Origin of the sequence: Cyanobium sp. T1B-Tous (genome assembly GCF_024345475.1) — a bacterium.
GTDB lineage: Bacteria > Cyanobacteriota > Cyanobacteriia > PCC-6307 > Cyanobiaceae > Cyanobium_A.
In genome coordinates this window covers 17,530-41,253 of sequence record NZ_JAGQBE010000006.1, presented here as the reverse complement: position 1 = coordinate 41,253, position 23,724 = coordinate 17,530, and the positions used below count along the sequence as shown (strand labels likewise).

Below are 23,724 nucleotides of genomic sequence, written 5' to 3'. Positions count from 1 at the left end.
GCCTAGCCCCCAGCCGGAAGCCCATCAAACTTGGCCGCCAAAACCGCATCGGCGCGGGTGAGTCCATCCACCTTGTGGGTGTAGATCACGGCCTCGGCATGGCCCCAGCCCAAGCTGAACTCCGCATGGTGGCCCTCGGCCTCACAGATGGCCCCAGCCCCGTTCAGCCAATCCAGGGCCTGCTGAAAGTCGGGGAAGGTCCAAGCCTTGCGCAGGTGGTGGCCGCCAACCACTTCCCAACCCGGCAATTCAGGCAACAGGGCGGCCAGCTCGGCAGCGCTGAGGGTGGGTGCCCCATCCCGGCAGGGGATGCAGGTTTCCTTGGAGAGGCTCATGGTGGCCTGGCGCAGGTCGTGATCGAATCATGGCGCCGCCGAGACGCAGCACCAGGGCGTTCCTAGGCTGGAGATCATCGGGATGCCTCAGTGCCGTACCCCGACTATCCGATCCTGCCGAACGAGGTCCAGCGCCAGCGTGACCTGGAGCGTCAGGGCGTGCTCGATCAACCGGAGGATGAGCACTTCAGCCGGCTGGTCCAGCTGGCCTCCACCGTGTTGGAGACCCCGATCGCCCTGATTTCCCTGGTGGATCGCGATCGGCAGTGGTTCCTCGCCCGCCATGGCCTCGAGGCCACGGAAACGCCACGGGAGATGGCTTTCTGCGCCCATGCCATTGCCAGTGACGAAACCCTGGTGGTGCCCGATGCGCGGCAGGACCCCCGCTTCTGCACCAATCCCCTGGTCACCGGCGACCCCAAGGTCTGTTTTTACGCCGGTACACCCCTGCAGAGCCGGGAGGGCCACAACCTCGGCACGCTCTGTGTGATCGATCGACTGCCAAGGCATTTCAGTGCCAACCAGGTGAAACTGCTCGAAGACCTGGCCCAGCTGGTGCTGCGCGAACTCGAACTCCGCCGCCTGGCCACGGTCCAGCCGATCACCGGGTTCGCCAACCGGATCAGCTTCCTGGAGCAGGCGAAGCCGGAGCTGGAGCGCGCTCGGACGGCCAGCGCCAACCTGGCACTCCTGGCGATCGAGATCGACCACTTCAGCCAGATCCGAAACCGATGGGGGCAGGAAGCCTCGGACCGGGCCCTCCAGGATGTGGCCGAGCTGCTCCGCTCCCAGCTCTGTCCCAAAGACCTGATCGGCCAGATCGGCGACCAGGAGTTCGCCCTGTTGATGGTGGATGCCAACGCGGAAGGGGCCATGGAGCGGGCTGAAGCGATTCGCTGCGGCATCGCCGAGCTGGGTGGCGTGTTCAGGGGCAGTGGCCACCGGCTCCACATCAGCGGGGGGCTCACCCTCCTGGCACCAGGGGATGCCGGCATTCACGATCTGCTGTTGCGGGCGGAGCGGGCCCTGTTTCTGGCCCAGGGCAACGGCCACAACCAGATCGCCGAGCTGCTGGCCGATCCCCTCGATCCAGATATGCCACCTAGCATGGATTAACCACGCCATTCAGCGGCCACCTCTGTGCTTCTGACGTCTGCGCCGTCCAACGTTGCGCGGCCGACGAGGTCTGGCCTCTTTGACATTTTCAACGCAGGTCTCTGACCTGTCCCCGGCACTCAGTCGGCTGTCCACAGTCCAGCGCCGGGTTGCGATCGTTCACTGCGAAGGGCATTTCAGCGGACTCGATGGCAAAACCGCCCACGGGCTGGTGCGTCACTGCGATGCCTTTGAGATCCGTGCCGTGGTGGATAGCCACAGTGCGGGCCTGGATGCGGGGATGGTGCTCGATGGGGTTGCCAATGGCATTCCGATCGTGACCGATCTGGCGGCCGCCCTGGCCCTGGCCGGAGTGCGCGCCGACACCTTCATCTACGGGATGGCTCCAGCCAACGGTCTGTTCCGCCCTGAAGACCGCCAGGCCCTGCTGGAGGCGATGGCCTCAGGGCTCAACCTAGTGAGTGGCATGCGCGAATTTCTCGGCGACGACGCCGAGTTCGCGGCAGTGGCCCAACGACAGCAGGTGTGGATCCGGGACGTCCGTCGTCCCGCTGCCTTGAAGGATTTACGGCTGTTTGATGGATCGATTGCCAGGGCGAACTGCCTGCGCATCGCCGTGCTCGGCACCGATGGAGCGATCGGCAAACGCACCACGGCCACCCTGCTGGTGAAGGCCCTCCAGGACCATGGCATCCACGCCGTGCTGGTGAACACCGGTCAGACCGGCCTGATCCAGGGTGGACGCTTCGGCATCCCCCTCGATGCCATCCCCTCCCAGTTCTGCTCCGGAGCGGTCGAGGGAGCGGTGGTGGAGGCGTTCGAGAGCCAGCATCCGGCCGTGATCGTGATTGAGGGGCAGGGGGCGCTCAGCCATCCCGCCTACCTCTCCTCGGCCTTCATCCTGCGCGGCAGCCAGCCCCAGGCGGTGATCCTCCAACACGCCCCCGCCCGGCGGAATCTGAGTGATTTCCCCTTTGTTGCCATGCCCACCCCCACCAGTGAGATCCGCCTGATCGAGGCCTTCGCCCCCACCCGGGTGATCGGCTTGACGATCAACCATGAGGGAATGGATGACGCCGAACTGACCGCCGCCATCGCGCTCTATGAGGCAGAGCTCGCCATCCCCGTCACCGATGCGGTCAGCCGACCGGCCTCCCGCCTGGTGACCATGGTGCTGCGAGCCTTTCCCGAACTCAGCGGCCAACGACGCGGTGTGGCTTGAGCGCACCGCGCCTCGAGATTCATCTCGAGCGGCTGCGGCACAACGCCCAAGTCCTGGTGGAGCGCCTCGGCCAGCAGGGGATCGAGGTAACGGGGGTGAGCAAGGCCACCCTGGGCGACACCGACATCGTGCGGACCTGGGTGGCCGCAGGAATCGGCTCGATCGGGGAATCCCGCATCGAGTCCATCGAAGCCTTGGCCGCCAGCGGCGTGACGGTGCCGATGCTGCTGATTCGGGCACCCATGCTCAGCCAGGTGGAGCGGGTGGTGGCCCACGCGGCGATCAGCTGCAACAGCGAACCGGTGGTGCTGGAGGCCCTGGCCCGAACGGCTGCACGCCAGGGGGTGCGCCATGGGGTTGTGTTGATGGTGGAACTCGGGGATCTGCGGGAGGGAATCCTGGCTGCCGATCTGGAGGCCGTGGCCCAGTTGACGCTGGCCCTTCCCAACCTGAAACTGATGGGAATCGGCACCAACCTGGGCTGCCAACACGGCGTGGCCCCCGATGCGAGCAACATGGCGGAGCTCTCCCGCCTGGCCACAGCCCTGGAGCGCCGCTTCTTGGTGCATCTGCCCTGGTGCTCCGGGGGAAATTCCGCCAACCTTCCCTGGTTGGCCGCGGGGGGTGAGCCGGGCCGGGTCAACCATCTGCGCCTGGGGGAGGCCCTGCTGCTGGGCCGGGAGCCCCTTGGAGGCACGGCCATCCCCGGGCTGCACACCGATGCCATCACCCTGGTGACGGAGGTGATCGAGGCCAAGACCAAACCCAGCCACCCCTGGGGGCAGCGTCGCCGCACGAGCTTCTCAAGCCAGAGGGCTCGTCCCCAGGCGCCAGGAGCACACGCCGGCGAACTGAGAGCCCTGGTGGCCGTCGGCGAACAGGATGTGGACCCGGCAGGACTGAGCCCGCCTGAGGGGGTGGTAATCCGGGGGGCCTCCAGTGACCACCTCGTGATCGGATCCTGCGGCACGCCACCCCAGGTGGGCGATGAACTGCGCTTTGGCTTGAGCTACAGCGCCCTGCTGCGCGCGATGACGTCACCCTTTGTGAGCCGTTGTTTGATCCACGACCGTTCCTAGGGTTGACGATTGGACCGGGTTCCCCGATGCAGTCGCCCCTTCGCTCCACCGCCAGTCCAGAGGGGCCGGGAGCCGCCCTCAGCCTGATCGTTGCCGTCGTGGTCGGGCTGGCGATCCTGCTGAGCCAAACCGTATTCATCGTTCCAGCCGGCAACGTGGCCGTGGTCACCACCCTCGGCAAAGTCACCGGCGTTCCCCGCAATCCCGGCGCCAACATCAAGGCGCCCCTGGTGCAGAACACCTCCCTGTTTGACGTGCGCACCCAGGTGCGACCGGAGCAGTTCTCCACCCTCACCAAGGATCTGCAGGTGATCCAGGCCACGGCCACGGTGAAGTACGCGATGAAACCGGCCGAAGCGGGCCGCATCTACGAAACCATCGCCACAGACGATCAGCAGATCTATCCACGGGTGATCCAGCCGTCCCTGCTGAAGGCCCTCAAATCGGTGTTCTCGCAATATGAACTGGTCACGATTGCCACGGAGTGGAACTCCATCTCCGAGCTGGTGCAGGAGAAGGTGGCCGAAGAACTGCGCAAATTCGACTACGTCACCGTGCAGGGCCTCGACCTCACCGGCCTGCAAATTGCCGAGGAATACCGTGCCGCCATCGAGCAGAAGCAGATCGCCGAGCAGCAGCTGTTGCGGGCCCAAACCGAGGTTCTGATCGCCGAACAGGAAGCCAAGCGCTACGAGACGCTGAACACCAGCCTCGACGACCAGGTGCTCTACAAGCTCTTCCTCGACAAGTGGGACGGCCAGACCTCCGTGGTTCCCGCCCTGCCGGGTTCCGCCCCGGGCAGCGGCCAGTCCGTGATCGTCAACGGCCGACGCTGACGGACAACGGCAGAGACAATGAACGGCGCGTCCTGCCGATCGTGCTGCCTTGAAGACCTTCCTTGTCACGGGCTCCAACCGGGGCATCGGTCTGGAGTACTGCCGCCAGCTGCAGGCCCGGGGGGAGCAGGTGATCGCCGTGTGTCGGCAGCCATCACCGGAGCTCGAGGCGTTGGGTGTTCGCCTGGAATCCGGCGTGGACATCACCGCTGGGGAGTCGATCGCCAACCTGGTAGCGCGGCTCGACGGACGACCGATCGATGGGCTGATCCACAACGCCGGACTCCTGGAATCCACCAGCCTCGAGCGGCTGGATCTCGCCAGCATGCGCCGCCAGTTTGAGGTGAATGCCCTGGGACCCCTGCGGCTCACCCAGGCTCTTCTGGGCCAGCTGCAGGCCGGATCCAAGTTGATTTTGATGACCAGCCGCATGGGATCCATCGACGACAACAGCTCCGGCGGCTCCTACGGCTACCGGATGTCGAAGGTGGCGCTCAACATGGCGGGCCGATCGCTGGCGATTGACCTGCGGCCCCGGGGCATCGCCGTGGCGATCCTGCACCCAGGCCTGGTGCGCACCCGCATGGTGAACTTCAATTCCCAGGGCATCAGCCCGGAGGAGGCGGTCTGCGGACTGCTCCAGCGCATCGATGCCCTCACGCTGGAGAGCTCGGGCACCTTCTGGCATGCCAACGGCGAGGTGCTGCCCTGGTGACCAGCCTTGGCCGGCGTAACCTGCCGCGAGCTTCAGCCCCAGCGATGCGCGCCCTGCCGCTCCACCTTGATGCCGGCAGCGACGTGCGCCGCAGCCTCGAGCAGCTGGCCCTGACCCAAAACGCCGGTGGCTTTGTGCTGAGCGTGGTGGGGAACCTGTCGCAGGCGGCCTTCGCCTGCCCGGGCCAGGCAGCACCCACGCTGCTCAGCGGAGAGCTTGAAATCATCACCCTGCAGGGCACCCTGGCGCCGGAAGGGGTGCACCTCCACCTGAGCTTCTCCGATGGCCAGTGCCAGGTGTGGGGGGGGCACCTCGAATACGGCACCCTGGTGCTGCGGGGGGCCGATCTGCTCGTCGGTCTGCTGACCGATGCCGAACCCAGCCCCGCCCAGACTGCCCAGCCCGGGGTACCCCGGGTGGAAATTGCCGGACTCCCGGGCTGTCCCTACACCCGGCGGGCCTTGCGCATGCTGCGCACCCTGGGGATTCCCTTCGTTGAACTCGAACCCAGTGGCGGGGAGTCCGTGCCCCAACTGTTCATTGATGGGGTGGCCATCGGCGGCTACGACGCCCTCGCTGAACTGCACAGCCGTGGGGAGCTCGACCAGCTGCGCGGCTACTGATTGGCCTTCCCCGTGAACAGCGGTCCTGTCCCCACCAGGCTCCAGCTCCAGACCGGCGCCGATTGCGCCCTGGCCATCGGTCGCTATCCCCAGTTCCGATACGACGCCCGCGGCGGCGGCGGTATGGGTGGGCTGGACGCCCCAGAAGGCGGCAACGATCAGGCGTTGGTGTTTCCGGCCGAAGGCCTCTGCATCCCTGCACTCACCTGGCAGACCACCAGGATTTTGGGGCTGCCCCTGCCCCCTGGCCTCTCCATCACCATCGCTCCAACCCAGCTGGCAGGCCGGCTCCATGCCACCACCGGCGAGGTGACGTTGCGCTTCCAGGCCCGCTTTCGCTTCCGCCTCGCCGGCCTTTACCAAGCCCCTGATCTCGTGATTGATACCCAGCTGGGTACGGGCCTGGTGCAGGGCCAGCGCCACAGTGCCGTGGGCCAGCCCCTCGGAGACGACGGGGGTGCGCTGTTGGTGGGGGTGGCGATGGTGCCCCCCAGCGGTGACCGGTGGCTGGATCGCTTTCTCGGCCTTCCCGATGAGGCCCTTGCCATGCTGCGCTGCAGCATCACCCCCGTCGCGTGACCAGATCCCTGCCCCAACGCCTGGATCGCTGGCTGGCCCGAGCCGGGCGCACCCTGTTGATCCCGCCCCTGATCCTGGTGCTGCCCTGGCTGCAGGAGCTGGTGGATCAGCTCCTCTTCGGCGGCCGCTGGAACCTGGCCATGACCCCAGGTGGATCCTTCCTGGGCGTGCTGACCGCACCCTTCAGCCATGGGGGGTTCGGCCACCTGCTCGCCAATTCGCTCACCTTCCTGCCCCTCTCCTGGCTGGTGCTGCTGCGGGGGCGACGGGACTATCTGGCGGTGTGGCTGGGGGTGTACGCCACAGCCATTCCGGTGTGGCTGCTCTGGCCCACGGGCAGCCATGGCCTGTCCGGGGTGGTGTACGGGCTGCTGGGCTACCTCCTGCTGATCGGCTGGCTGGAGAAACGCCCCCTGTCGATGCTGCTCTCGGGGCTGGCCCTGGTGACCTATGCCGGCGTGCTCCCCAGCCTGCTGCCGATCTTCTCGCCGCCGGGCGTCAGCTGGATCGGCCACGTCAGTGGCTTTGGCGGCGGGCTACTGGCGGCCCTGGCCGTGGCCCGGGATCCCTACCGGGGGCCCAACATCAACGGTTGAGCTGACGCATCTGCCAGGTCACCCAGGTGCCCACCGGGCCCCACACCAGGTAGGGCACCAGCAGGGCCGCAGCGGCGGGCCTTTGCATCACCACCGCCATGGTGAGGGCGATTCCCCACACCCAGCCCGCAAACCCGATCGCGGTGCCTTTGCCCAGGCTGCGACTGCGGCAGATCAGCAGGGTGTAGCTCTGCACCAGCAGCAGCTGCACCAGATACCCCACCATCAGCACCCCACTCCAGGAGGACTGCCAGGTGAGCCAGGCCGACACGAAAAAGCAGCCGTAGATCACCAGCCAGATCGCTGGAATCCATCCTTCGAACACCAACCAGCGGGGTCGCCGCAGCCGCATGAACCAGGCCAGATCGGCCCGACCGGGATTCAGGCCTGCAACCACCAGCGCCATCACCAACAGAATCACCAGGGCGGCCAGCACGGCACAGCGAGCGGGAAGAGCTCCAGCCTGCCTTGTCGCGGCCAGACCTGGGAGGCCCACCTAGGATGTAGCCAGGCTTAAGCATCACTGTGACTCCTGATCAGCCCAACACCGAAGCACTCACCGTTGGCGAGGTTGGAGATCAACTGAATGGACGGCTCAGGCAACTGCATAGTCAATTACTGGAGAGCTTTCCAGTTGTCGATCGCATCGCCTGTGTGCTGTATGAGCGACAGGAAGACCTGCTCAAAACCTTCGTCAGCAGCACCCGGGAAGGCGTTGCCATCAGCGGCTACGAATTTCGACTGTCTGACAGCAAGTCGCTGAGCAACCTCGCCGAACAGGGCACGGTACGCGTGCTGGATGACATTCCGGCGGCCGTCCATGCCAACTCTCTCCATTCGGTTTGGCTGCTGAAGGAGGGATATCGGTCATCGCTCACCGTACCGCTCTTTGATCACCATCAATTCATTGGTTTCCTCTTCTACGACTCCCGCCAACCCGGGGCCTTCACCCCAGAGGTTCAGCGCAATCTCTCCCTGTATTCAAAACTCATCAACATGACCATCTCGAGCGAACTCAATGTGGTTCGTTCAATTACGGCCTCGGCCCAGGTTGCCCGGGAATTCGCCAACCTTCGGGATTTCGAAACCGGCAGCCACCTCGAACGGATGGCCCACTACGCCCGCTTAATCGCCAAGGATCTGGCCACCAGTCATCACTTAAGCGACGAATTCATCGAGCACCTGTTCCTGTTCGCCCCGCTGCATGACATCGGCAAAATCGGCATTCCCGACAGCGTGCTGCTCAAGCCAGGGCGCCTCGATCCCGATGAGCGCCAGATCATGGACACCCACGTTCAAAAAGGGATCGACGTGCTGGATCGGCTGATCGGCGAATTCGGGCTCGAAGAGCTGCCCGACTCGGCCATGATGGTGAATGTCGTGGCCAGCCACCATGAATGCCTGGATGGATCCGGCTATCCCAAGGGTTTGAAGCGGGATCAGATTCCCCTCGAGGCCCGGATCATTAGCGTGGCCGATATCTTCGACGCTCTCACCACCCACCGCCCCTACAAGGAACCCTGGCCCCTGGAGGCGGCGATTGCCGAGCTTGAACGGCTGGTGCAGATCGGCAAGATTGACGCCGATTGCGTGGCGGCCTTGAAGCGCCACCCGGACGACGTGAACGCCATTCGCACCCGCTAACCCGATTCGTGATCCACCTGGAGCCCCGCAGAACCGGGCCGCCAGGCATCGCCGTTCAGCCCAGCTCCAGACACGCCAATCCATACACATCCCGAAGGGACACGGTGGGAGCCGTGCCCCGATACATCCGCAGGGTTTCTCCCACGACGACAAAACCAAGCCGCTGCAGCAGTGGATCCGCCTGGGGATTGGCGCCTGGTGCATCCATCAGCACAACGCCAGGATGGCGTTGCAGCAGAGCAGTGATCAGGAGCTGGGCGAGGGCCGGGCTGTCCGCCAGCAAGGGTCCGATGCGCCATCCCTCCCCCGGCTGCAACAGACAGGGCCGGATCCGACCAAAGCCATGGCAGGCCCCATTCGCATCGAGCAGGGCCAGCACCGTGCCGGCGGGATGGCCGAGCCAATCGGCCAGGAAGTGGGGGCGTGGGCTGGGCTCACGCATGGCGTCATAGGCCTGCACGGCCTGCTGCGGAATGGCCTCCCCTTCGATCAACGCCAACCCCTCGGGCAAGCCCTCCAGGCAGGTGTCGTCCCCAGCTGCGCCAACCCTCTGCCAACGGCGGGTTGGCGAGGCGGCTTCAAACCCCCACCCGGCATAGTCGGCAACCCGATCCGGGGCGGCCTCGATGCCGATGCAGGCCAGATCACTCAGGTGATCGAGGGCCTGGGCCCAGAGCTGGCGGCCATAGCCCTGGCCCCGCTGCTCCGGCTCCACCAGGAACAGGCCGATGAATCCATAGGCAGCGTTGTAACGCACACCGGCGATACAGCCGATGGGGCGACCGCCGAGGCAGCCCACCCAGAGTCCCTGGCGATCGGTATGGCGATAGATGGCCACGTCTCCGATGCCGGGAGCGAACCGTTCGGCCCGAGCCCAGCCAATCACCGTCGGCAGGTCGGCTTTCTCCAACGTGCGGATGCGCAGCAGGGAGGGCCCTGTCACCCTCCAACGGAGCCGTAGGCGATCTGACAGCTGGCGTTGAGCACCTGGGCCTGGTCTGCCGTCATCGGTGCCTGGCCGTTGAGCAACCCCTGCTTGCAGTCACTGGTGGCCGTCCCATAGGGCATGCCGGCCACGCTGTAGGCGAATTGCACACCATTGGGAGGGAGGGCCTGAATCGAGCCGTAATCCAGCTGGACGCTGGTCTGGGGCACAACGATCACCGTCGACTGCTGATCAGCCGCAGCATCCACGGCGCTGGTGATGGCGGCAGCGGTGGCCAGTCCGGTGACACCCCAGGCCACGGAACTGGTGCGCCACCAGGGCCAGGCGGCGGGGTACGCGCGATACCACCCCGTAGCCCAGGTGCGGGAGGGCCAGTAGCCACGCCTGGCCCAGCCTGGATTCCAGGCGGACACCCCGGGGGCCCGGGTCAGGCCGGCACCAGGCGCTCCCAGGCCCACTCCCGGGCGCACACCGGCTCCCGGGGCACCGACACCGGGTGCGGCCACGCCAGGCCCCCGCGTCATCCCCGCACCCGGAGCGCCCCACCCGGCACCGGGACGAACCCCAGCCCCGGAGGCCGGTCCACCCATGCCCCCTCCAGCCCGGGGTCGGGCCTGGGCAACCTCCAGCAGGGGGCCCGCACCCATCAGCCCCAGCAGAGCAGCCGTGCAAACCACGGCTCGTGTGTTCAGCGTCATGGGCACAGGTTCACTGCCCCTTCTCTAGCCAGCCTGGGCAGCCTTGGCCGGGCCCTGCTCAGCCCGACGCGTTGGCGATCAGCTGGCAGAGGGCGCTGGCCGAAAGCAGGCTGGGGGAGCTTGATCTTGAATCCGTTCTCCAACAAGACTCCATCCGTAGACCATCTCATTGGCGACTGGGAGTCCACCGATGGGGTGGAGGCTGGCCCCCGCCCTCCCTCAGGCAGGGGTGACGGTCTGCAGGTCACGGCAGAGGCGGAAATACAGGATCTCCGGGTCCTTGTACTGGCGGGGCAAGCACTGATGGAGGGTCTCGAGACGGCTCCAGCACACGGTGCGCTTCACCTTGGTCACCGTTGCGCCTTCACGGGCCAGGATTCGCAGGGCCTGGCAGTACAGGGAGTAGTTGGCCTCCAGTTCTCCAATCGAAAGCTGGGTGGTGAACGTGGTGGATGACATGGCAGCCGATCCGTGGGCGAGGCCTAGCTTCGGCTGGAGGGGCTGCAGCACGCTGCCCCCTGCTGGGGACAATCCCGGAAACGGTGTGCACCGGCACAGAAGCTGGACAGGCCATGGCACAAGGTCACTGGGTCTCCCCCCGTCCGGCGCGATGGAAACCTGCCACTACCGCAATAGCAGTGAGCGGCTGGTGATTCTGCGCTGCATCGGAGCCGAGGCCTACTTCCTGGAAAAGGTGATTTTTCCGTTCGAAGACTGGTGCTTTCAAGCACCCATCGACGCCGACGTGGAGCTTTGGACCCATGGTCTCGGCGGAGCTGAATTGCTGGAACGCTTCGACGCCGGCAGCCTGGTGCAGAGCCTGGGAACCTAGTTGTACTCGCCAGGGAGGTCCTGCTTGGTCACCGTGACCCGACCCACCCGCTGACCCGAGAGACGCAGCAGCTCGTCACCGGAAAATTCGTACCCCAATCCAGCGCCGATCTGGGCCACATCGTCGGCCGTGGCTGCCGCCTGAACGGCCAGGCGCAGCGAAGCATCATCCTGAACACGCCCCAGAAAGGCCTTCAACTGATCGATGGACATGGCAGGTTGTCGACGGTTCGATCCAGCAGAACCGTTGCATCCTGATCGACCTGGGCGAGCCGCTCGAGAACCAACCGCAGATCGAGGGGAGTCAATTCGCCGTCAGCCTGCCACTTCAGACAGGTCCGTCCCAAGCAGCTAGCAGCCATCCGTGTGTTGGCGCTGGTCCTGTTGGCACTGGTCATGGTTCCTCTCCCCTCGCCCTTGGTTCCATCATCGGTGGGCCTGATGCCCGTGTCTGCCCCCATCCGGGGGTGATTCGCAGGCTCAGGCTCCCTCTCCCCAAGCAAATCCGTTGAGGACATGGCCACCACAATGGGGGGCACCACCAACGGCACCGTCCATGACCCGTGAACGCGATCGTCAGCTCGACCTACTCCGGATCGTCTGCTGCGTGGCCTGGGCCGATGGGGACGTGTCGGCGCAGGAAAAACACCTGCTGGAGAAGCTGGTGGCCCAGTACTTCCCGGGGAGCGAAGGATCCAGCCCCACCGAGGAAGCGGCCCGTCAACTGGCTGCCTGGAGCCTGGACAACACCGTGTTGGAGGACGCGATCCGGGGCCTCGACAGTGAAGAAGACAGGGTTCTGGCCCTAAAACTGGCCAACATGATGGCCAGGGTGAGTCAGCGTCCCGAGGACGCTTCTCCGATCAACGCCCAGGAGAAGGCCGTGTATCGCCGGTTGGTGGACGGCCTGGGCCTCAGCGAGACCCAGGTGCAGGAGGCCGAGTGGGCCGCCGAACAGGACCTGGCCAGCGGGAGGGGGGTGTGGGCCATGCTCGGAGCAGCCCTCTCGGGACTCGGAGCCTGGCCCACCACAGAAATGCTCGAGACACCGGGGATGCAGTGGCTCTGAGCCCGGGGATCAGCCGAGGCCGATCTGGCCAAGAATGCCCTGGCCGGTGAGCAACTCGGTGCCGAGGCCGATCACGAAGCCGAGCATGGCCAACCGGCCATTCCAGGTTTCGGCGAATGCCACGAAACCAAAGCGGGAAGAGGAGTCAGCCATGGGTGGAAGCCTTTGTGAAACTTCATCACATTGTAACGGTGGGTAAAGGGCCTGGATGTAGCCCCTGATGCCTTTGCGCCCCATCTGCCGGAGGTTCGCTGTGTTACGAAACACTGAGCTCCGGTCACTGGCGGATTCACGCAGCAAACTTCTGCCAAGCCGCACCGCTCCACCATGTCCGTTGGAACCGTGTTTCTCGAAGCCCTCAGCACCGGCGTGATTGCCCCAGCCGAGTTGAGCTGGCTCACCCGTCATCAGGGGGACTTCAACCGCGTCGAAGAGGCCACGGCCCTGCGCTTGGGTCGCCTGCTCGACCAAGGGGTGATTCAGCTCGGTTGCCGGCTGCCCAAAGCCTGAGCCTGGAACGCCTGCAGGCTTTGGAGCAGGCCAGGGCCGTAGCGCTCAAGCTTGGCCTGGCCCACGCCGCTGATCTGGCCAAGCTCCTCGAGGCAACTGGGTCGGCGCACCACCACCTCCACCAGGGTGCGGTCGTGGAACACCACATAGGGCGGCACGCCTTGGAGACGCGCTTGCTCACGGCGCCAGTCCTTGAGGTGCTGCAACAGGGGCGAATCCGCAGCATCCAGCGCCACTGAGGCCCCCCTAGCGGCGACACCCTCCCGCCGGCGCTCCCGGCGGGGTGGGGGCAGGCGCAGTTCCAACCGCTCCTCCCCCCGCAACAGGGCCTTGAGCCGAACATCGTCACCGAAGGCCAGGGCACCGAATCGCTCCGGATCGGCCCGCAGCAGGTTCCGGGCCACTAACTGACGAAACAGGCTGCGCCACTGGCCCCGATCCAGTTCCTGGCCGATGCCATACACGCTGAGGCGGCTGTGGCCCAGCTCCCGGATCTTGGCGGTGTCGGCGCCGAGCAACACATCGGTGAGATGGGCGGCACCGAAGCGACTGTCACAGCGGAAAACCGCAGAGAGGGCCTTGCGCGCAGCGTCGGTCACGTCCTGGGCCGTGGAGGGATCGAGGCAAAGATCACAGTTGCCGCAGGGGGACGGCAGGGATTCACCGAAGTGGCTGAGCAACACCTGCCGGCGACAGAGCGGGGCTTCCGTGAAGGCGATCAGGGCGTCGAGCTTGCCGTGTTCGATCCGCTTCTGGCTGGGGTCGGCATCGGAGTCGTCAATGAAACGGCGCAGCTGGGGCAGATCGCCGGCCCCATGGGCCATCCAGGCCACGGCCGGCAGCCCATCGCGACCGGCCCGGCCCGTTTCCTGGTAGTAGGCCTCCAGGCTTTTGGGCAGGTCCACATGGGCCACAAAGCGCACGTCCGGCTTGTCGATCCCCATGCCGAAGGCAATGGTGGCCACAACAATCACGCCGCTCTCACGGCGGAAGCGCTCCAGTGCCGATCGCCGCACGGCGCCGTCCAGCCCCGCGTGGTAGGCCACCGCGTCGTAGCCAGCAGCCTGCAACTCACGGCAGAGGCGATCCACCCGGCTGCGGGAGCGGGCATAGACAATGCCGGCGTCGCCACGATGCTCGGCCAACAGAGCCAGAAGCTGCAGCCGCACGTCGTCCTTGTCGCGCAGCAGGTAGCGAATGTTGGGGCGATCGAAGCTGGCCAGGAAGAGTCGGCCTTGCTCCAGCTGCAGCCGCGCCCGGATCTCCTCCCGGGTGCGCGGGTCGGCGGTGGCGGTGAGGGCTAGGCGAGGCACACCGGCAAAGCGGTCCGCCAGCACCGACAGCTGCAGGTACTCCGGACGGAAATCGTGCCCCCATTGCGAGACGCAGTGGGCTTCATCAATGGCGAACAGGGCGATCGGCAGCTGCGCGAGTCGATCCAAGGTGCCTGGGGACAACAGGCGCTCCGGGGAGAGATAGAGGAGATCCAGCTGGCTCGACTCCAGAGCCCGCCAAGTGGCCGCCGTCTCGCCGGCGGAACAACCGGAATGGAGGCCAGCCGCCCGCACACCGGCCTGACGCAGCGCTTCCACCTGGTCCTGCATCAGGGCAATCAGGGGCGAGATCACCACCCCGGTGCCAGGCCGGCAGAGGGCCGGAATCTGATAGCAAAGCGACTTGCCACCCCCGGTTGGCATCAGAACCAGGGCTGAGCCCCCGGCCACCACGTGGGCGACGATCTCCTGTTGCGGACCCCGAAACTCCCCGTAGCCAAAGACCTCCCGCAGGACCTGCTCGGGAGCCGGGAGCGTGGGCACGGGCAACGGAGAACTCAGACCTTGACGAACCGCATCGCCGCCGGCTGGCCCCAATCTCCACTGGCCTGGTAGCCGCGGGGGTTGGCGCAGAGATGGCGCAGGATCCAGAAGAGGGCCTCCGGGCTGCTGGCGCCTAGGGCCTGCTGCAGGTCCTGCAGGCTGCGGGACTGGCCATCGCTGAGCAGGGTTTCCAATTGCTCCTGCAGCGCCAGGATCTGGGCCGCCGCTTTCTTGCCGGCTTCCACCCCGGGTTGGTCGTAGGCGTTGACGTTGACGAGTTCGGCGTAGAGCCCAACGGCGCGCTCGAACAAGGCGATCAGGGCCCCGAGGGCCGTGGCATCGAAGCGGCGAAGCGTGATTGAGAGGCTCTGCCGTCCCCCTTCCATCAGGGCCGAACGGGTGCCCTGCAGGAAACCGTCGAGAAAATCACCGGGAATTTCATCGCCGATGGGGGGGATGTCACTGGGCTCCTCCAGGGCCTCCACAAAGGTGACAAAGAAGTTGTCAACACCATCGCGCAACTGCTGCACGTAGGCGTGCTGGTCGGTGGATCCCTTGTTGCCGTACACGGCGATGCCCTGGTGCACCACACCGCCGCTGCGGTCGTGCTTCTTGCCCAGGCTCTCCATCACCAGTTGCTGGAGATAGCGGCTGAACACCTCCAGCCGATCGCGATAGGGGAGGACGACCATGTCGCGCTGGCCCTGGCCATGACCGGCCACGTACCAGGACGCCGCCATCAGGGCCGCAGGGTTCTGGCGCAGGTCAGCAACCCGGGTCACCCCATCCATCTGGGAGGCACCGGCGAGAAAGCCGCGGATATCGGCACCGATCAGGGCCCCGGGAAGCAGGCCCACCGCACTGGTGATGCTGGTGCGCCCTCCCACCCAATCGAACATGTCAAAGCGGCGGAGCCAGTTGCCCGCAACGGCCAGCTGATCCAATTTGCTGCCGAGCATGGTGACGGCGACGGCCTGACCGGCCCACTGGCCACCGCGCGCCTCGAGCCGGGCTTGGGCCTGCTCCATGCCGATGTGGGGCTCGGGCGTCCCACCGGACTTGCTCACCACCACCACCAATGTGGTGCTGAGGCGGCCGTCCAGGGCCGCCAGGGTGCGGCTCATGCCGTTGGGATCGACGTTGTCGAAGAAGTGGAAGGGCAGCCCCACCCCTTCGTCCTGCAGGGCACGGACCATCAGCAGGGGGCCCAACCCGGAACCGCCGATGCCGATCCAGAGCACATCGGTGAAGGCCTCCCCATTGGGAGCCCGCAAGCTGCCATCGAGCACGGACCGGCCAAAGGCTTCGATCCGGTCCACCTCCCCGGAGATATGGGCGGTGATGGTGGGATCCGGAGCCAGGTCTGGCGTCCGCAGCCAGTAGTGCCCCACCTGGCGCTGTTCATCAGGGTTGGCGATGGCTCCCGCTTCCAGGGCAGCCATGGCTGCAAAGGCCTGGTCGAAGCGGGGAGCAAGGGCTTCCAGATCGGCCTGGCCGATCGCCATGCGACTCACATCGAGCCAAATGCCCAGATCGCCCTCGTACCAGAGCAGCTCACAGAAGCGCTGCCACTGGGTTTCGGCACTGGAGCCATCGAAATTGGCAAGCATGGGCTCGCGGCTCTGGCCACTCACGCCTCCAGAACTTAGGCCTGACCCGAAAACAGCACCAGCCCTTGGGCCGGCCGGCGGACCGATCTGTGATGCAGCGACAAACCAGGAAATTTCTTTAAGCTCGTAGTCGATTCATGAAGGTTTTGTGACGTCCCGCCCCAGCCATCGGCGCTGGCTTGCCACCGGCAAGCGCCTACTGGGGCAGAGGCGTTTCAGCACCCTGGCCCTGGCGCTACTCGCCACCGTGCCGTTGGGCACGGGACGCTTCACGGCCGTCTCGAGCGACCCTCTGCTCCTGGATCCGGGTCTGAGCGCCAGTATCAGCGCCCCTGCGCGCGAGCGCAGCTCGAATGACCCTCTGCAGTTTTCCGCCTCGGAGCTTCAGGAACTGCAACGCCGCTTTGGCGTCCACGGCCCCCAACCCCGGCTGGCCCAGCTGTTCACCCACGGCATTGACCAGCTGGAGCCCCTGCGGAACCACACCCTGGGCCGGATCTCGGACCTTCGGCCCTTGATCCTGGCTGAGAGCCAGCGCCAGGGGGTGAACCCTTTGCTGGTGGCGGCGGTGCTCTTCGATGAGATGCGCCACGCCAAACCGGGTGAAGACCTCCCCCTGGCGGCCCACTCGGGCCTGTTCAGCACCCATGGCCCCGCCCAGCTGGGCCTTGGCGAGATGGTGCACCAAGGCCTGCTCAGGCCCAAGGCCTCAGACCAGGAGATCACCCAGGCTCGCGAACAGCTGCTGGATCCCGAGCGCAACGTGGTGTTGCTGGTCGGGAAATTCGCCCGACTGAGTCGGGAACTGAACTTGCCCTCCCGTCCGCTGCAGGCGAGCGTCAGTCAACGGGATGCCAAGGCCCTCGCCACCCTGGCCTATCTCCACAACGGCAAGCTGGATTACCCCCGACGGATTCTGCGCACCATGCAGGACCCGGAGCTCCATGCCCTGCTCTACTCCAAGCGCAAGCAGGCACCCAGCCCCCTGATCTGACCGCGCTCAGCGCCGGCAGAGCGCGCCGAGATTCTGGAGGCGCTGCTGCAGGGCCGACCACTGAAAACTGCGCGGGTCGGCCCGCTCGCCACCCAGATCCACCGCCCGGTGCGTGGTGATGTGCTCGGCCGGGATGGAGTAGGTCTCCATCCAGCCGGCGAGCAGGGCCGCCAGAGCGTCGTACTGGGCTGGGGAATAGCCGCTGTGGGCAGGGCCTTCGTCTTCCCCATCCAGGGGAGTCTCGAGGCTGACGTGGAGGGCGAAATTGTTCACCGAGCCGCCCACCTTGGCATTCGTCACCACCCAGCGGCCGTTGAAAGCCGAATTGCCCGCACCGAAGGCCCGCTTGGCGGGATCAAGCACCTGCACCACGGAGCCATCGCCACCGATCAAGGTGTGATAACTCACCTGATCGTCATCCCGGGGATGGGGGGTGAGAAAGGTGTTGATGGCGGAGCCGATGCCGTACACCGTCTCGTGCAGCACCACCAGCTGGGGGGTGGGATCGATCGGATTGCCATAGGCATCGCGGGTAAAGCGCTCCCCGAAGTTGGTGGGGTGGATCTGCACCCGGGCTGGGGAGGTCTGCACCTGGCCAACCAGGCGCTGCAGCCTCTGGCGCTGGCCCGGATCGGTGATGGTGCAACTCGCCCGCAGGGGAGATTGCCAGCTGCGCTGGGAGGGCGGACCCGGCGCAGCGCGCCGACCGGGCTCCGGGGCGGCCGGTGGCTGCCGCACCTCCTCGAGCAGCTCGAACAGAGAGGGGCGCAGATGGCCGGCCGAGGGTTCGGCCGAAAGCTCCCGCGCCAGCCATCCCACCGCCCCCAGGGCCAGCATCCCGCCAGCGGCGCAGGCAATCCACCAGGGTTGGGGGGCGGTGCTCATGGTGCCTCCAGCGTGAGCCAGCGGCGGCGCTGGGGGGCGGTGGCCACGGCGGTTTCGGGCACGATCTCCAGACGCCAGCTCTCCACCGACGGCGGCTCGGGCAGGAGGGTGGTGGAACGCACCAGTCCATCCCGGCAGAACAGCAGCTGGTGGGCAGTCAGGGGGGCCTCCGGCTGAAACAGCTCCATGCAATCGTCAACGCCGCGCAGCCGCACGCCGTTGAGGGCAATCCATTCATCGCCCACCGCCAGGCCCGCCCGCACGGCAGGCCCCTCCCGGGCCACCCGCGCCAGTGTCACCCCATCGGCGCCGGCCTCCAGGCGGCAGCCCAGGTGCTGACTCCGTCCCAACTTGGGCTGAAGGCGAAGGCCCACGTCGGCCAGACAGGCCTGCAGAGGAGGGTCCTCACAGGAGTCCAGCCAGCGGGGCAACCGCTCAGCCAGATCCGGGGCCTGACGTGCGAACGCCTCGATCAGGTCGGCCTCCCGGTAGCCCCGACCCACGGCACCATGGCTGGCCCAGAGCTCCCGCAACACCCGGGGCAGGCCGCTGCCGGCACGGCGGAGATGCAGATCCAGAACCAGCGCCAGCACCGCCCCCTTGAGGTAGTAGCTGATCTGGCTGTTGGGGGAGTGGGCATCGGGCTGGTACAGCTTCACCCAGGCCTCCTCGCTGCTGGCCCGCAGGCTCTGCACCTGCCGCCCCGGGCTGAGCAGATAACGGCTCAGGTCGGCGCCAAGGTCCTCCAGCACCTCCGCCTCCGTGCAGCAGCCAGCGCTGTGGGGCAGGAGCTGGTCGACATAGCTCGTGATGCCCTCGGCAAACCAAAGGGTGGGCACCACCACCGCCTGGTCGTAGCGGTAGGGGGTGAGTTCGGCGGGCCGCAGCCGGCGGACGTTCCACTGGTGGAGGTATTCATGGGCCGCGAGTTGCAGCAACTTGCGGCGACCCGCGGGCCGGGCCAGGGCCCGGCGACCGAACTGCAGCACGGTGCTGAGGTCGTGTTCCAGGCCCCCGTAGCCACTGTCGGTGAGGTGCAGAACAAACAGGTAGTGGGGAGCCGCAGGCCGCTCCACCCCCATCAACCGGCAACAGGCCAGGCACACCTGTTCCAGGTCGGTCAGCCAGAGCGGATCGCTCTCCAGCGGATCGACACCAGCCAGATCGGCGCCCCAGGTGACCCAGCGGTGGGGCACGCCGGCCACCTGGAAGGGGTGGCTGCGGTGGGGGCCGACCTCAATCGGCGTGTCCACCAGCTGGTCGAAGGTGGCCGCCACCCAGCCCTCGGAGCCAGCCCGGTCTGGGGGCGGCAGGGGCACAAAGGCCTGCCAGTCAGGGGGCAGGTTGAGCTGGAGCGCGTGGGGGGACCAGCGCTCCCCATCGAGCTCCAGCAGCACCGCCGCCAGGGCCAGGAAGCCATGGTCACCGTTGAGATGGCAGGTGCGCACGGTGAGGTCGGCCGCCAGCAGGGTGTAGCTGATCTCCAGCGGCTCGAGCGTGGGCAGCTCCAGCTGCCAGCGGCTCGGGGTGAGACGACGGGGCTCCAGGCTCTGGCCCGCCTGCACCACCGTGAGCCCCTCGAGCTGCCGGACGTAATCGCGGATCAGATAGGAGCCCGGCGTCCAGCCCGGCAGGGTGAAGCCCAGGCTGGGGCGCGTTGGGGTGTGGCTGAGGCGCACCCGCACCAGGTGCTGGTGGCAGGCCGTGAGGTCAAGGTGAAACGCAGGCACGGGCTCGTTCCGGCACGGAGAGGCGTCAGACCACCACGCTCACCTGGGCCCCTGGAAAACGGCTGGAGGCCTGGCGCAGGGCCATTTCCGCCGCATAGCGCTTGGTGATCCGCCCCAACAACCGTTGCAGGGTCTGGGAGCGGCTGAGCCGCTGCAGATCTCCCACCAGCGCCAGGGAGCCATCGGCATGGCGCATCCAGCCCAGGCGTTCGCCGCCGGCGAGGGCAACCTGGAGCACCACCGGTTGGGACTCGCCGGCAAAGCCCTCGAGCTGGCCCCCCCAGATGGGGGACTGCCCCATGGCGTTGAGGCTGGCCGCGAGCCCCTCGGCATCACGCAGCACGGTTGGCAGGATGGAGAGGTGGGACACGGCGCAATGCCCGCTTTTTCAGACCCTAGCGATCAGGAGCCCTCCGTCCAGTGGCCATGGCCACCGGATGGGGATTGGCTGCAGGACCGGCCTTGTCCAGTGGAGGGCCAACCCGCCCACCAACCGCTGCGGCTGGGGGTGATGGCCTCCGGATCGGGCAGCAACTTCGAGGCGCTGGTGCAGGCCTGCCGGGGCGGCGCCCTCCGCGCCGAGGTGGCGCTGCTGGTGGTGAACAATCCCGGCTGTGGGGCCCAGCAGCGGGCGGAACGGCTGGGCGTGCCCTGCCAGGTGCACGACCACCGGACCCAGCCCAGCCGGGAGCAGCTGGATACGGCCCTGGTGACGGCCTTCCGCGGCGCCGCTGTGGATCTGGTGGTGATGGCCGGCTGGATGCGGGTCGTCACCCCCACCCTGATCGGGGCCTTTGCGGAGCGGCTGGTGAACATTCACCCCTCCCTGCTGCCCAGCTTCCGGGGGCTTGATGCGGTGGGCCAGGCCCTGGCGGCGGGAGTCACCTTGACGGGCTGCACCGCCCACCTGGTGTGCGAGGAGGTGGATGCGGGCCGCATCCTGGTGCAGGCGGCCGTGCCCGTGCTCTCCGACGACGACCACGCCAGCCTGAGTGCCCGCATCCGGCGGCAGGAACACCGGATCCTGCCCCTGGCGGTAGCCCTCACCGCCCAGCGCCTGGCCGTTCAGGGATAGAAGGGCAGCAGCGGCAGACCCGCCGTGGGTTCCAGGCCCGCCATCAGGTTGAGGCACTGGACCCCCTGGCCCGCCTGACCCTTAACCAGGTTGTCGATGGCACCCATGACGATCAACTGACCGGTGCGGGCATCGACCTGCACTGAGAGCAGGGCCCGGTTGGTCTGGCGCACCCATTTGGTGGAGGGGTAGGTGCCCACGGGCAGCACCTCGACGCAGGGAGCCTGGCGGTAGGCCGACGCCAGCAGGGTGGCGCAGTCTTCCGCCGTGAGGCCCGGGTCCCGCAGCCGGCAGTACACCGTGGCGAGCAGGCCCCGCACCATCGGGATCAGATGGGGTGTGAATTGCAGCTGGATCTCCCGCCCGGCCACCCGGCCGGCCATCTGCTCGATTTCACTGGTGTGGCGGTGCCCCACCACGCCGTAGGGCGCCACCGCCTCGGAACATTCGGCCAACAGCAGGTGCTCCTTGGCAGCCCGGCCCCCGCCGGACGTGCCGGTCTTGGCGTCAATGACGATGCCGCTGGTGTCGATCAGCCCCTGCTTGAGGAACGGCAACAGGCCCAGCAGGGAGGCCGTGGGGAAACACCCCGGGGCGGCCACCAGGCGTGCCCGTCGAATCGCCTCCGCCTCCCATTCCGGCAGGCCATACACGGCCTCGGCGCAGAGGTCGCCATCGCTGCGGGGCACCTGGCGGGCCTCAGCGGCATACACCTCCTGCCACTGGGGCAGGGAGCTGTAGCGGTAATCGGCGGAGAGGTCCACCACCCGCACTCCCCGCTCCAGCAGCGGCGGCACCAGCTGGGCTGCCAGGCCGTTGGGCAGGCTCAGCACCGCGAAATCGGCCTTCTCCGCGATGGCATCGGGGTCCGGCGTCTGCACCACCGGATCGCCGGCGAGCGGCAGAAACGGCACCAGCTCGCTCCAGCGCTTGCCGCTGCTGCGCTCCCCCCCCAGGAAGGAAACCTCCAGGGCCGGGTGCTGGTGCAGCAGCCGCAGGGTCTGCAGACCGCCATAGCCACTGGCCCCGATCACCGCAACGCGCTTGTTGGCCATGGCAGGAGTCCGGAAGCCGAACGACTCGGGCTTTATAAAGGATGATTGCGCCCGGGCCCAACGGCCCACCCGCACCCCGTTGACCCTCCTGCGCGACCAGCCCCTCCCCTCCCAGGAGCCCGGCATCCGGTTTGATTCGATTGCCGACGCCCTGGCGGCGATCCGCAACGGCGAGTCGATTGTGGTGGTCGACGACGAGAACCGGGAAAATGAGGGCGATCTGATCTGCGCGGCCCAGTTCGCCACGCCCGAGCAGATCAACTTCATGGCCATCGAGGCCCGCGGCCTGATCTGCCTGGCGATGGAGGGTGAGCGGCTGGATGCCCTGGATCTGCCACTGATGGTGGATCGCAACACCGACAGCAACCAGACCGCCTTCACGGTGAGCGTGGATGCGGGCCCCGAAAACGGCGTGAGCACCGGCATCTCCGCCGAGGACCGGGCCCGCACCATCCAGGTGGCCATTCACCCGGCCAGCCGCCCGGCCGATCTGCGCCGGCCCGGCCACATTTTTCCGCTGCGGGCCCGGCAGGGCGGGGTGCTGAAGCGGGCGGGCCACACGGAGGCCGCCGTTGACCTGGCCCGCCTGGCTGGCCTCTATCCCGCCGGCGTGATCTGCGAGATCCAGAACAGCGATGGGTCGATGGCCCGGCTGCCCCAGCTCGCGGCCTACGCCCAGCGTCACGGACTACGGCTGATCAACATCGCCGATCTGATCCGCTATCGCCTCGACACGGAGCGCTTCGTGCGCCGCCAGGCGGAGGCCAGCCTGCCCAGCGCCTTCGGGGACTTCCGCGCCATCGGCTACCGCAACGAGCTCGATGGCAGCGAGCACGTCGCCATCGTCAAGGGCCAGCTGGATCGGGCCAGCGCGCCGCTGCTGGTGCGGGTGCACAGCGAGTGCCTCACCGGCGATGCCTTCGGTTCCCTGCGCTGCGACTGCCGCCCCCAGCTGGAGGCGGCCCTGCGCATGATCGAAGCGGCCGGGGAAGGGGTGGTGGTGTATCTGCGCCAGGAGGGCCGCGGCATCGGCCTGATCAACAAACTCAAGGCCTATTCCCTCCAGGACACGGGCCTCGACACGGTGGAGGCCAATGAGCGCCTCGGCTTTGCCGCCGACCTGCGTAACTACGGCGTGGGGGCCCAGATCCTGAGCGACCTGGGCGTGCAACGGCTGCGGCTGATCACCAACAACCCGCGCAAGATCGCCGGCCTGGGGGGCTACGGGCTCCAGGTGGAAGACCGGGTGCCGCTGGTGATGGATGCCGGCAGCCACAACGCCGCCTACCTGCAGACCAAACGCATCAAGCTCGGCCACCTGATGGGGGATGGGCCGTCCTGCCCGATCGGCGGACCGACAGCGGTGCTGGCCTGGCACGGCACGCCGGCTGGAGACGAGCTGGATCACCTCGGCAGCTGGGCCACCGGCCAGGGCCTGCAGGTGGAACGGGAGGACCATCCCCGCCTGCTGGCCCTGCTCAACCAACCCCAGCTCGCCGTGGTGCTCGGGGGCCTTGATCAGGCCAGCGGAGGCGTGGGGGCCGTGGGGGCGGCCCTGGCCCTGATGGCCGGCTGGCCCCAGACCAGCCGCTTGAGCTTGCTGTTGGCACCGGACACCCAGCGCAGCAGCCACCCCAGCGCCAACCTGGAGCCGGAACAGCGCCCCCTCGCCGAGCTGGGGGCGGTCCAGGAAGCCGGGTTGACGAGCCTGTTGACCCTGCAACCCGGAGCCTTTCTGGTCTGGCGCTGACTCAGGCGG

Annotated in this window: 28 protein-coding genes; 15 read left to right on the top strand and 13 right to left on the bottom strand. The window is 67.1% G+C overall.

Translation table 11 applies throughout. From position 1 onward, the window contains the following. Positions 1 to 2: 2 nt before the first annotated feature. Entirely contained in the window at positions 3 to 335 is a 333-nt protein-coding gene (locus tag KBY71_RS02660; protein WP_254927447.1) for a 4a-hydroxytetrahydrobiopterin dehydratase, read from the bottom strand. A 90-nt stretch (positions 336 to 425) separates the two neighbouring features. On the opposite strand from KBY71_RS02660, the gene KBY71_RS02655 reads away from it, so the two are divergent. From KBY71_RS02655 to KBY71_RS02620, 8 genes are all read left to right on the top strand, one after another. Continuing rightward, positions 426 to 1,451, top strand: a complete 1,026-nt coding sequence (locus KBY71_RS02655; protein ID WP_254927446.1) for a diguanylate cyclase domain-containing protein — start codon at positions 426 to 428, stop codon at positions 1,449 to 1,451. 211 nt (positions 1,452 to 1,662) lie between these two features. After that, the gene (locus KBY71_RS02650) at positions 1,663 to 2,673 is read left to right on the top strand and encodes a DUF1611 domain-containing protein (protein ID WP_254927445.1); all 1,011 of its coding nucleotides are present in this window, start codon (positions 1,663 to 1,665) and stop codon (positions 2,671 to 2,673) included. Continuing rightward, positions 2,670 to 3,752: an alanine/ornithine racemase family PLP-dependent enzyme gene (locus KBY71_RS02645; RefSeq protein ID WP_254927444.1), complete on the top strand. Its 1,083-nt coding sequence runs from the start codon at positions 2,670 to 2,672 to the stop codon at positions 3,750 to 3,752. The genes KBY71_RS02650 and KBY71_RS02645 overlap by 4 nt, the downstream gene beginning before the upstream one ends. 26 nt (positions 3,753 to 3,778) lie before the next feature. Continuing rightward, positions 3,779 to 4,588 (top strand): prohibitin family protein, encoded by an 810-nt coding sequence (locus KBY71_RS02640; RefSeq protein WP_254927443.1) that lies wholly within the window; start codon positions 3,779 to 3,781, stop codon positions 4,586 to 4,588. Between the two features lie 49 nt (positions 4,589 to 4,637). Then, a complete protein-coding gene (locus tag KBY71_RS02635; protein WP_254927442.1) occupies positions 4,638 to 5,303 on the top strand; it encodes an SDR family oxidoreductase in 666 nt (221 codons plus the stop codon). 44 nt (positions 5,304 to 5,347) lie between these two features. After that, a complete protein-coding gene (locus tag KBY71_RS02630; RefSeq protein ID WP_254927441.1) occupies positions 5,348 to 5,926 on the top strand; it encodes a PCC domain-containing protein in 579 nt (192 codons plus the stop codon). Positions 5,927 to 5,938: 12 nt separating this feature from the next. Next, complete coding sequence (locus tag KBY71_RS02625; protein ID WP_254927440.1) at positions 5,939 to 6,505, top strand: hypothetical protein; 567 nt, start codon at positions 5,939 to 5,941, stop codon at positions 6,503 to 6,505. Continuing rightward, complete coding sequence (locus KBY71_RS02620; RefSeq protein ID WP_254927439.1) at positions 6,502 to 7,101, top strand: rhomboid family intramembrane serine protease; 600 nt, start codon at positions 6,502 to 6,504, stop codon at positions 7,099 to 7,101. Before KBY71_RS02625 ends, KBY71_RS02620 begins: the two co-directional genes overlap by 4 nt. Here the strand turns inward: KBY71_RS02620 and KBY71_RS02615 are convergent. Next, on the bottom strand, positions 7,091 to 7,537 hold the full coding sequence (locus KBY71_RS02615) for a tryptophan-rich sensory protein (protein ID WP_254927438.1): 447 nt from the start codon (positions 7,535 to 7,537) through the stop codon (positions 7,091 to 7,093). The two genes, KBY71_RS02620 and KBY71_RS02615, sit on opposite strands and share 11 nt — an antisense overlap. Before the next feature lie 89 nt (positions 7,538 to 7,626). Between KBY71_RS02615 and KBY71_RS15125 the strand changes: the two genes are divergently transcribed. Further along, positions 7,627 to 8,745, top strand: a complete 1,119-nt coding sequence (locus tag KBY71_RS15125) for an HD domain-containing phosphohydrolase (RefSeq protein WP_254927437.1) — start codon at positions 7,627 to 7,629, stop codon at positions 8,743 to 8,745. Between the two features lie 55 nt (positions 8,746 to 8,800). On the opposite strand, the gene KBY71_RS02605 is transcribed toward KBY71_RS15125, so the two are convergent. The 3 genes from KBY71_RS02605 to KBY71_RS02595 form a co-directional block, all read right to left on the bottom strand. After that, on the bottom strand, positions 8,801 to 9,688 hold the full coding sequence (locus tag KBY71_RS02605; protein WP_254927436.1) for a GNAT family N-acetyltransferase: 888 nt from the start codon (positions 9,686 to 9,688) through the stop codon (positions 8,801 to 8,803). Then, a complete protein-coding gene (locus KBY71_RS02600) occupies positions 9,685 to 10,389 on the bottom strand; it encodes a hypothetical protein (RefSeq protein ID WP_254927435.1) in 705 nt (234 codons plus the stop codon). Before KBY71_RS02600 ends, KBY71_RS02605 begins: the two co-directional genes overlap by 4 nt. A gap of 219 nt (positions 10,390 to 10,608) precedes the next feature. Beyond that, positions 10,609 to 10,848 (bottom strand): DUF3136 domain-containing protein, encoded by a 240-nt coding sequence (locus KBY71_RS02595; RefSeq protein WP_254927434.1) that lies wholly within the window; start codon positions 10,846 to 10,848, stop codon positions 10,609 to 10,611. Between the two features lie 151 nt (positions 10,849 to 10,999). Between KBY71_RS02595 and KBY71_RS02590 the strand changes: the two genes are divergently transcribed. Next, the gene (locus KBY71_RS02590) at positions 11,000 to 11,221 is read left to right on the top strand and encodes a DUF1830 domain-containing protein (RefSeq protein ID WP_254927433.1); all 222 of its coding nucleotides are present in this window, start codon (positions 11,000 to 11,002) and stop codon (positions 11,219 to 11,221) included. Here KBY71_RS02590 and KBY71_RS02585 read toward each other — a convergent pair. Further along, the gene (locus KBY71_RS02585) at positions 11,218 to 11,433 is read right to left on the bottom strand and encodes a Nif11-like leader peptide family natural product precursor (RefSeq protein ID WP_254927432.1); all 216 of its coding nucleotides are present in this window, start codon (positions 11,431 to 11,433) and stop codon (positions 11,218 to 11,220) included. The genes KBY71_RS02590 and KBY71_RS02585 overlap by 4 nt on opposite strands. 343 nt (positions 11,434 to 11,776) lie before the next feature. Between KBY71_RS02585 and KBY71_RS02580 the strand changes: the two genes are divergently transcribed. After that, positions 11,777 to 12,289, top strand: coding sequence for a TerB family tellurite resistance protein (locus tag KBY71_RS02580; protein WP_254927431.1), 513 nt, complete (start codon positions 11,777 to 11,779; stop codon positions 12,287 to 12,289). A gap of 9 nt (positions 12,290 to 12,298) precedes the next feature. On the opposite strand, the gene KBY71_RS02575 is transcribed toward KBY71_RS02580, so the two are convergent. Then, the gene (locus KBY71_RS02575) at positions 12,299 to 12,442 is read right to left on the bottom strand and encodes a chlorophyll a/b-binding protein (RefSeq protein ID WP_254927430.1); all 144 of its coding nucleotides are present in this window, start codon (positions 12,440 to 12,442) and stop codon (positions 12,299 to 12,301) included. Positions 12,443 to 12,616: 174 nt separating this feature from the next. On the opposite strand from KBY71_RS02575, the gene KBY71_RS02570 reads away from it, so the two are divergent. Beyond that, positions 12,617 to 12,799, top strand: coding sequence for a hypothetical protein (locus KBY71_RS02570; RefSeq protein WP_190389475.1), 183 nt, complete (start codon positions 12,617 to 12,619; stop codon positions 12,797 to 12,799). Here KBY71_RS02570 and recQ read toward each other — a convergent pair. After that, positions 12,769 to 14,616 (bottom strand): DNA helicase RecQ, encoded by a 1,848-nt coding sequence (recQ, locus tag KBY71_RS02565; protein ID WP_254927429.1) that lies wholly within the window; start codon positions 14,614 to 14,616, stop codon positions 12,769 to 12,771. The two genes, KBY71_RS02570 and recQ, sit on opposite strands and share 31 nt — an antisense overlap. A gap of 14 nt (positions 14,617 to 14,630) precedes the next feature. Next, on the bottom strand, positions 14,631 to 16,226 hold the full coding sequence (locus tag KBY71_RS02560; protein ID WP_254927428.1) for a glucose-6-phosphate isomerase: 1,596 nt from the start codon (positions 16,224 to 16,226) through the stop codon (positions 14,631 to 14,633). A gap of 148 nt (positions 16,227 to 16,374) precedes the next feature. Between KBY71_RS02560 and KBY71_RS02555 the strand changes: the two genes are divergently transcribed. Beyond that, the gene (locus KBY71_RS02555; protein WP_396095057.1) at positions 16,375 to 17,220 is read left to right on the top strand and encodes a helicase DnaB; all 846 of its coding nucleotides are present in this window, start codon (positions 16,375 to 16,377) and stop codon (positions 17,218 to 17,220) included. Positions 17,221 to 17,226: 6 nt separating this feature from the next. Here KBY71_RS02555 and KBY71_RS02550 read toward each other — a convergent pair whose 3' ends face one another. From KBY71_RS02550 to KBY71_RS02540, 3 genes are read right to left on the bottom strand one after another with little or no spacing between them, the layout of a single operon-like run. Then, a complete protein-coding gene (locus KBY71_RS02550) occupies positions 17,227 to 18,105 on the bottom strand; it encodes an N-acetylmuramoyl-L-alanine amidase (protein ID WP_254927427.1) in 879 nt (292 codons plus the stop codon). Next, a complete protein-coding gene (locus KBY71_RS15120) occupies positions 18,102 to 19,835 on the bottom strand; it encodes a M61 family metallopeptidase (protein WP_254927426.1) in 1,734 nt (577 codons plus the stop codon). The genes KBY71_RS02550 and KBY71_RS15120 overlap by 4 nt, the downstream gene beginning before the upstream one ends. 25 nt (positions 19,836 to 19,860) lie before the next feature. Beyond that, positions 19,861 to 20,205, bottom strand: coding sequence for a DUF1257 domain-containing protein (locus tag KBY71_RS02540; RefSeq protein WP_254927425.1), 345 nt, complete (start codon positions 20,203 to 20,205; stop codon positions 19,861 to 19,863). Between the two features lie 6 nt (positions 20,206 to 20,211). On the opposite strand from KBY71_RS02540, the gene purN reads away from it, so the two are divergent. Next, positions 20,212 to 20,910, top strand: coding sequence for a phosphoribosylglycinamide formyltransferase (purN, locus tag KBY71_RS02535; protein ID WP_396095056.1), 699 nt, complete (start codon positions 20,212 to 20,214; stop codon positions 20,908 to 20,910). On the opposite strand, the gene argC is transcribed toward purN, so the two are convergent. After that, on the bottom strand, positions 20,901 to 21,965 hold the full coding sequence (argC, locus tag KBY71_RS02530) for an N-acetyl-gamma-glutamyl-phosphate reductase (RefSeq protein ID WP_254927424.1): 1,065 nt from the start codon (positions 21,963 to 21,965) through the stop codon (positions 20,901 to 20,903). The two genes, purN and argC, sit on opposite strands and share 10 nt — an antisense overlap. A gap of 79 nt (positions 21,966 to 22,044) precedes the next feature. Between argC and ribBA the strand changes: the two genes are divergently transcribed. Further along, entirely contained in the window at positions 22,045 to 23,715 is a 1,671-nt protein-coding gene (ribBA, locus tag KBY71_RS02525; protein WP_261354565.1) for a bifunctional 3,4-dihydroxy-2-butanone-4-phosphate synthase/GTP cyclohydrolase II, read from the top strand. Positions 23,716 to 23,724: the final 9 nt, after the last annotated feature.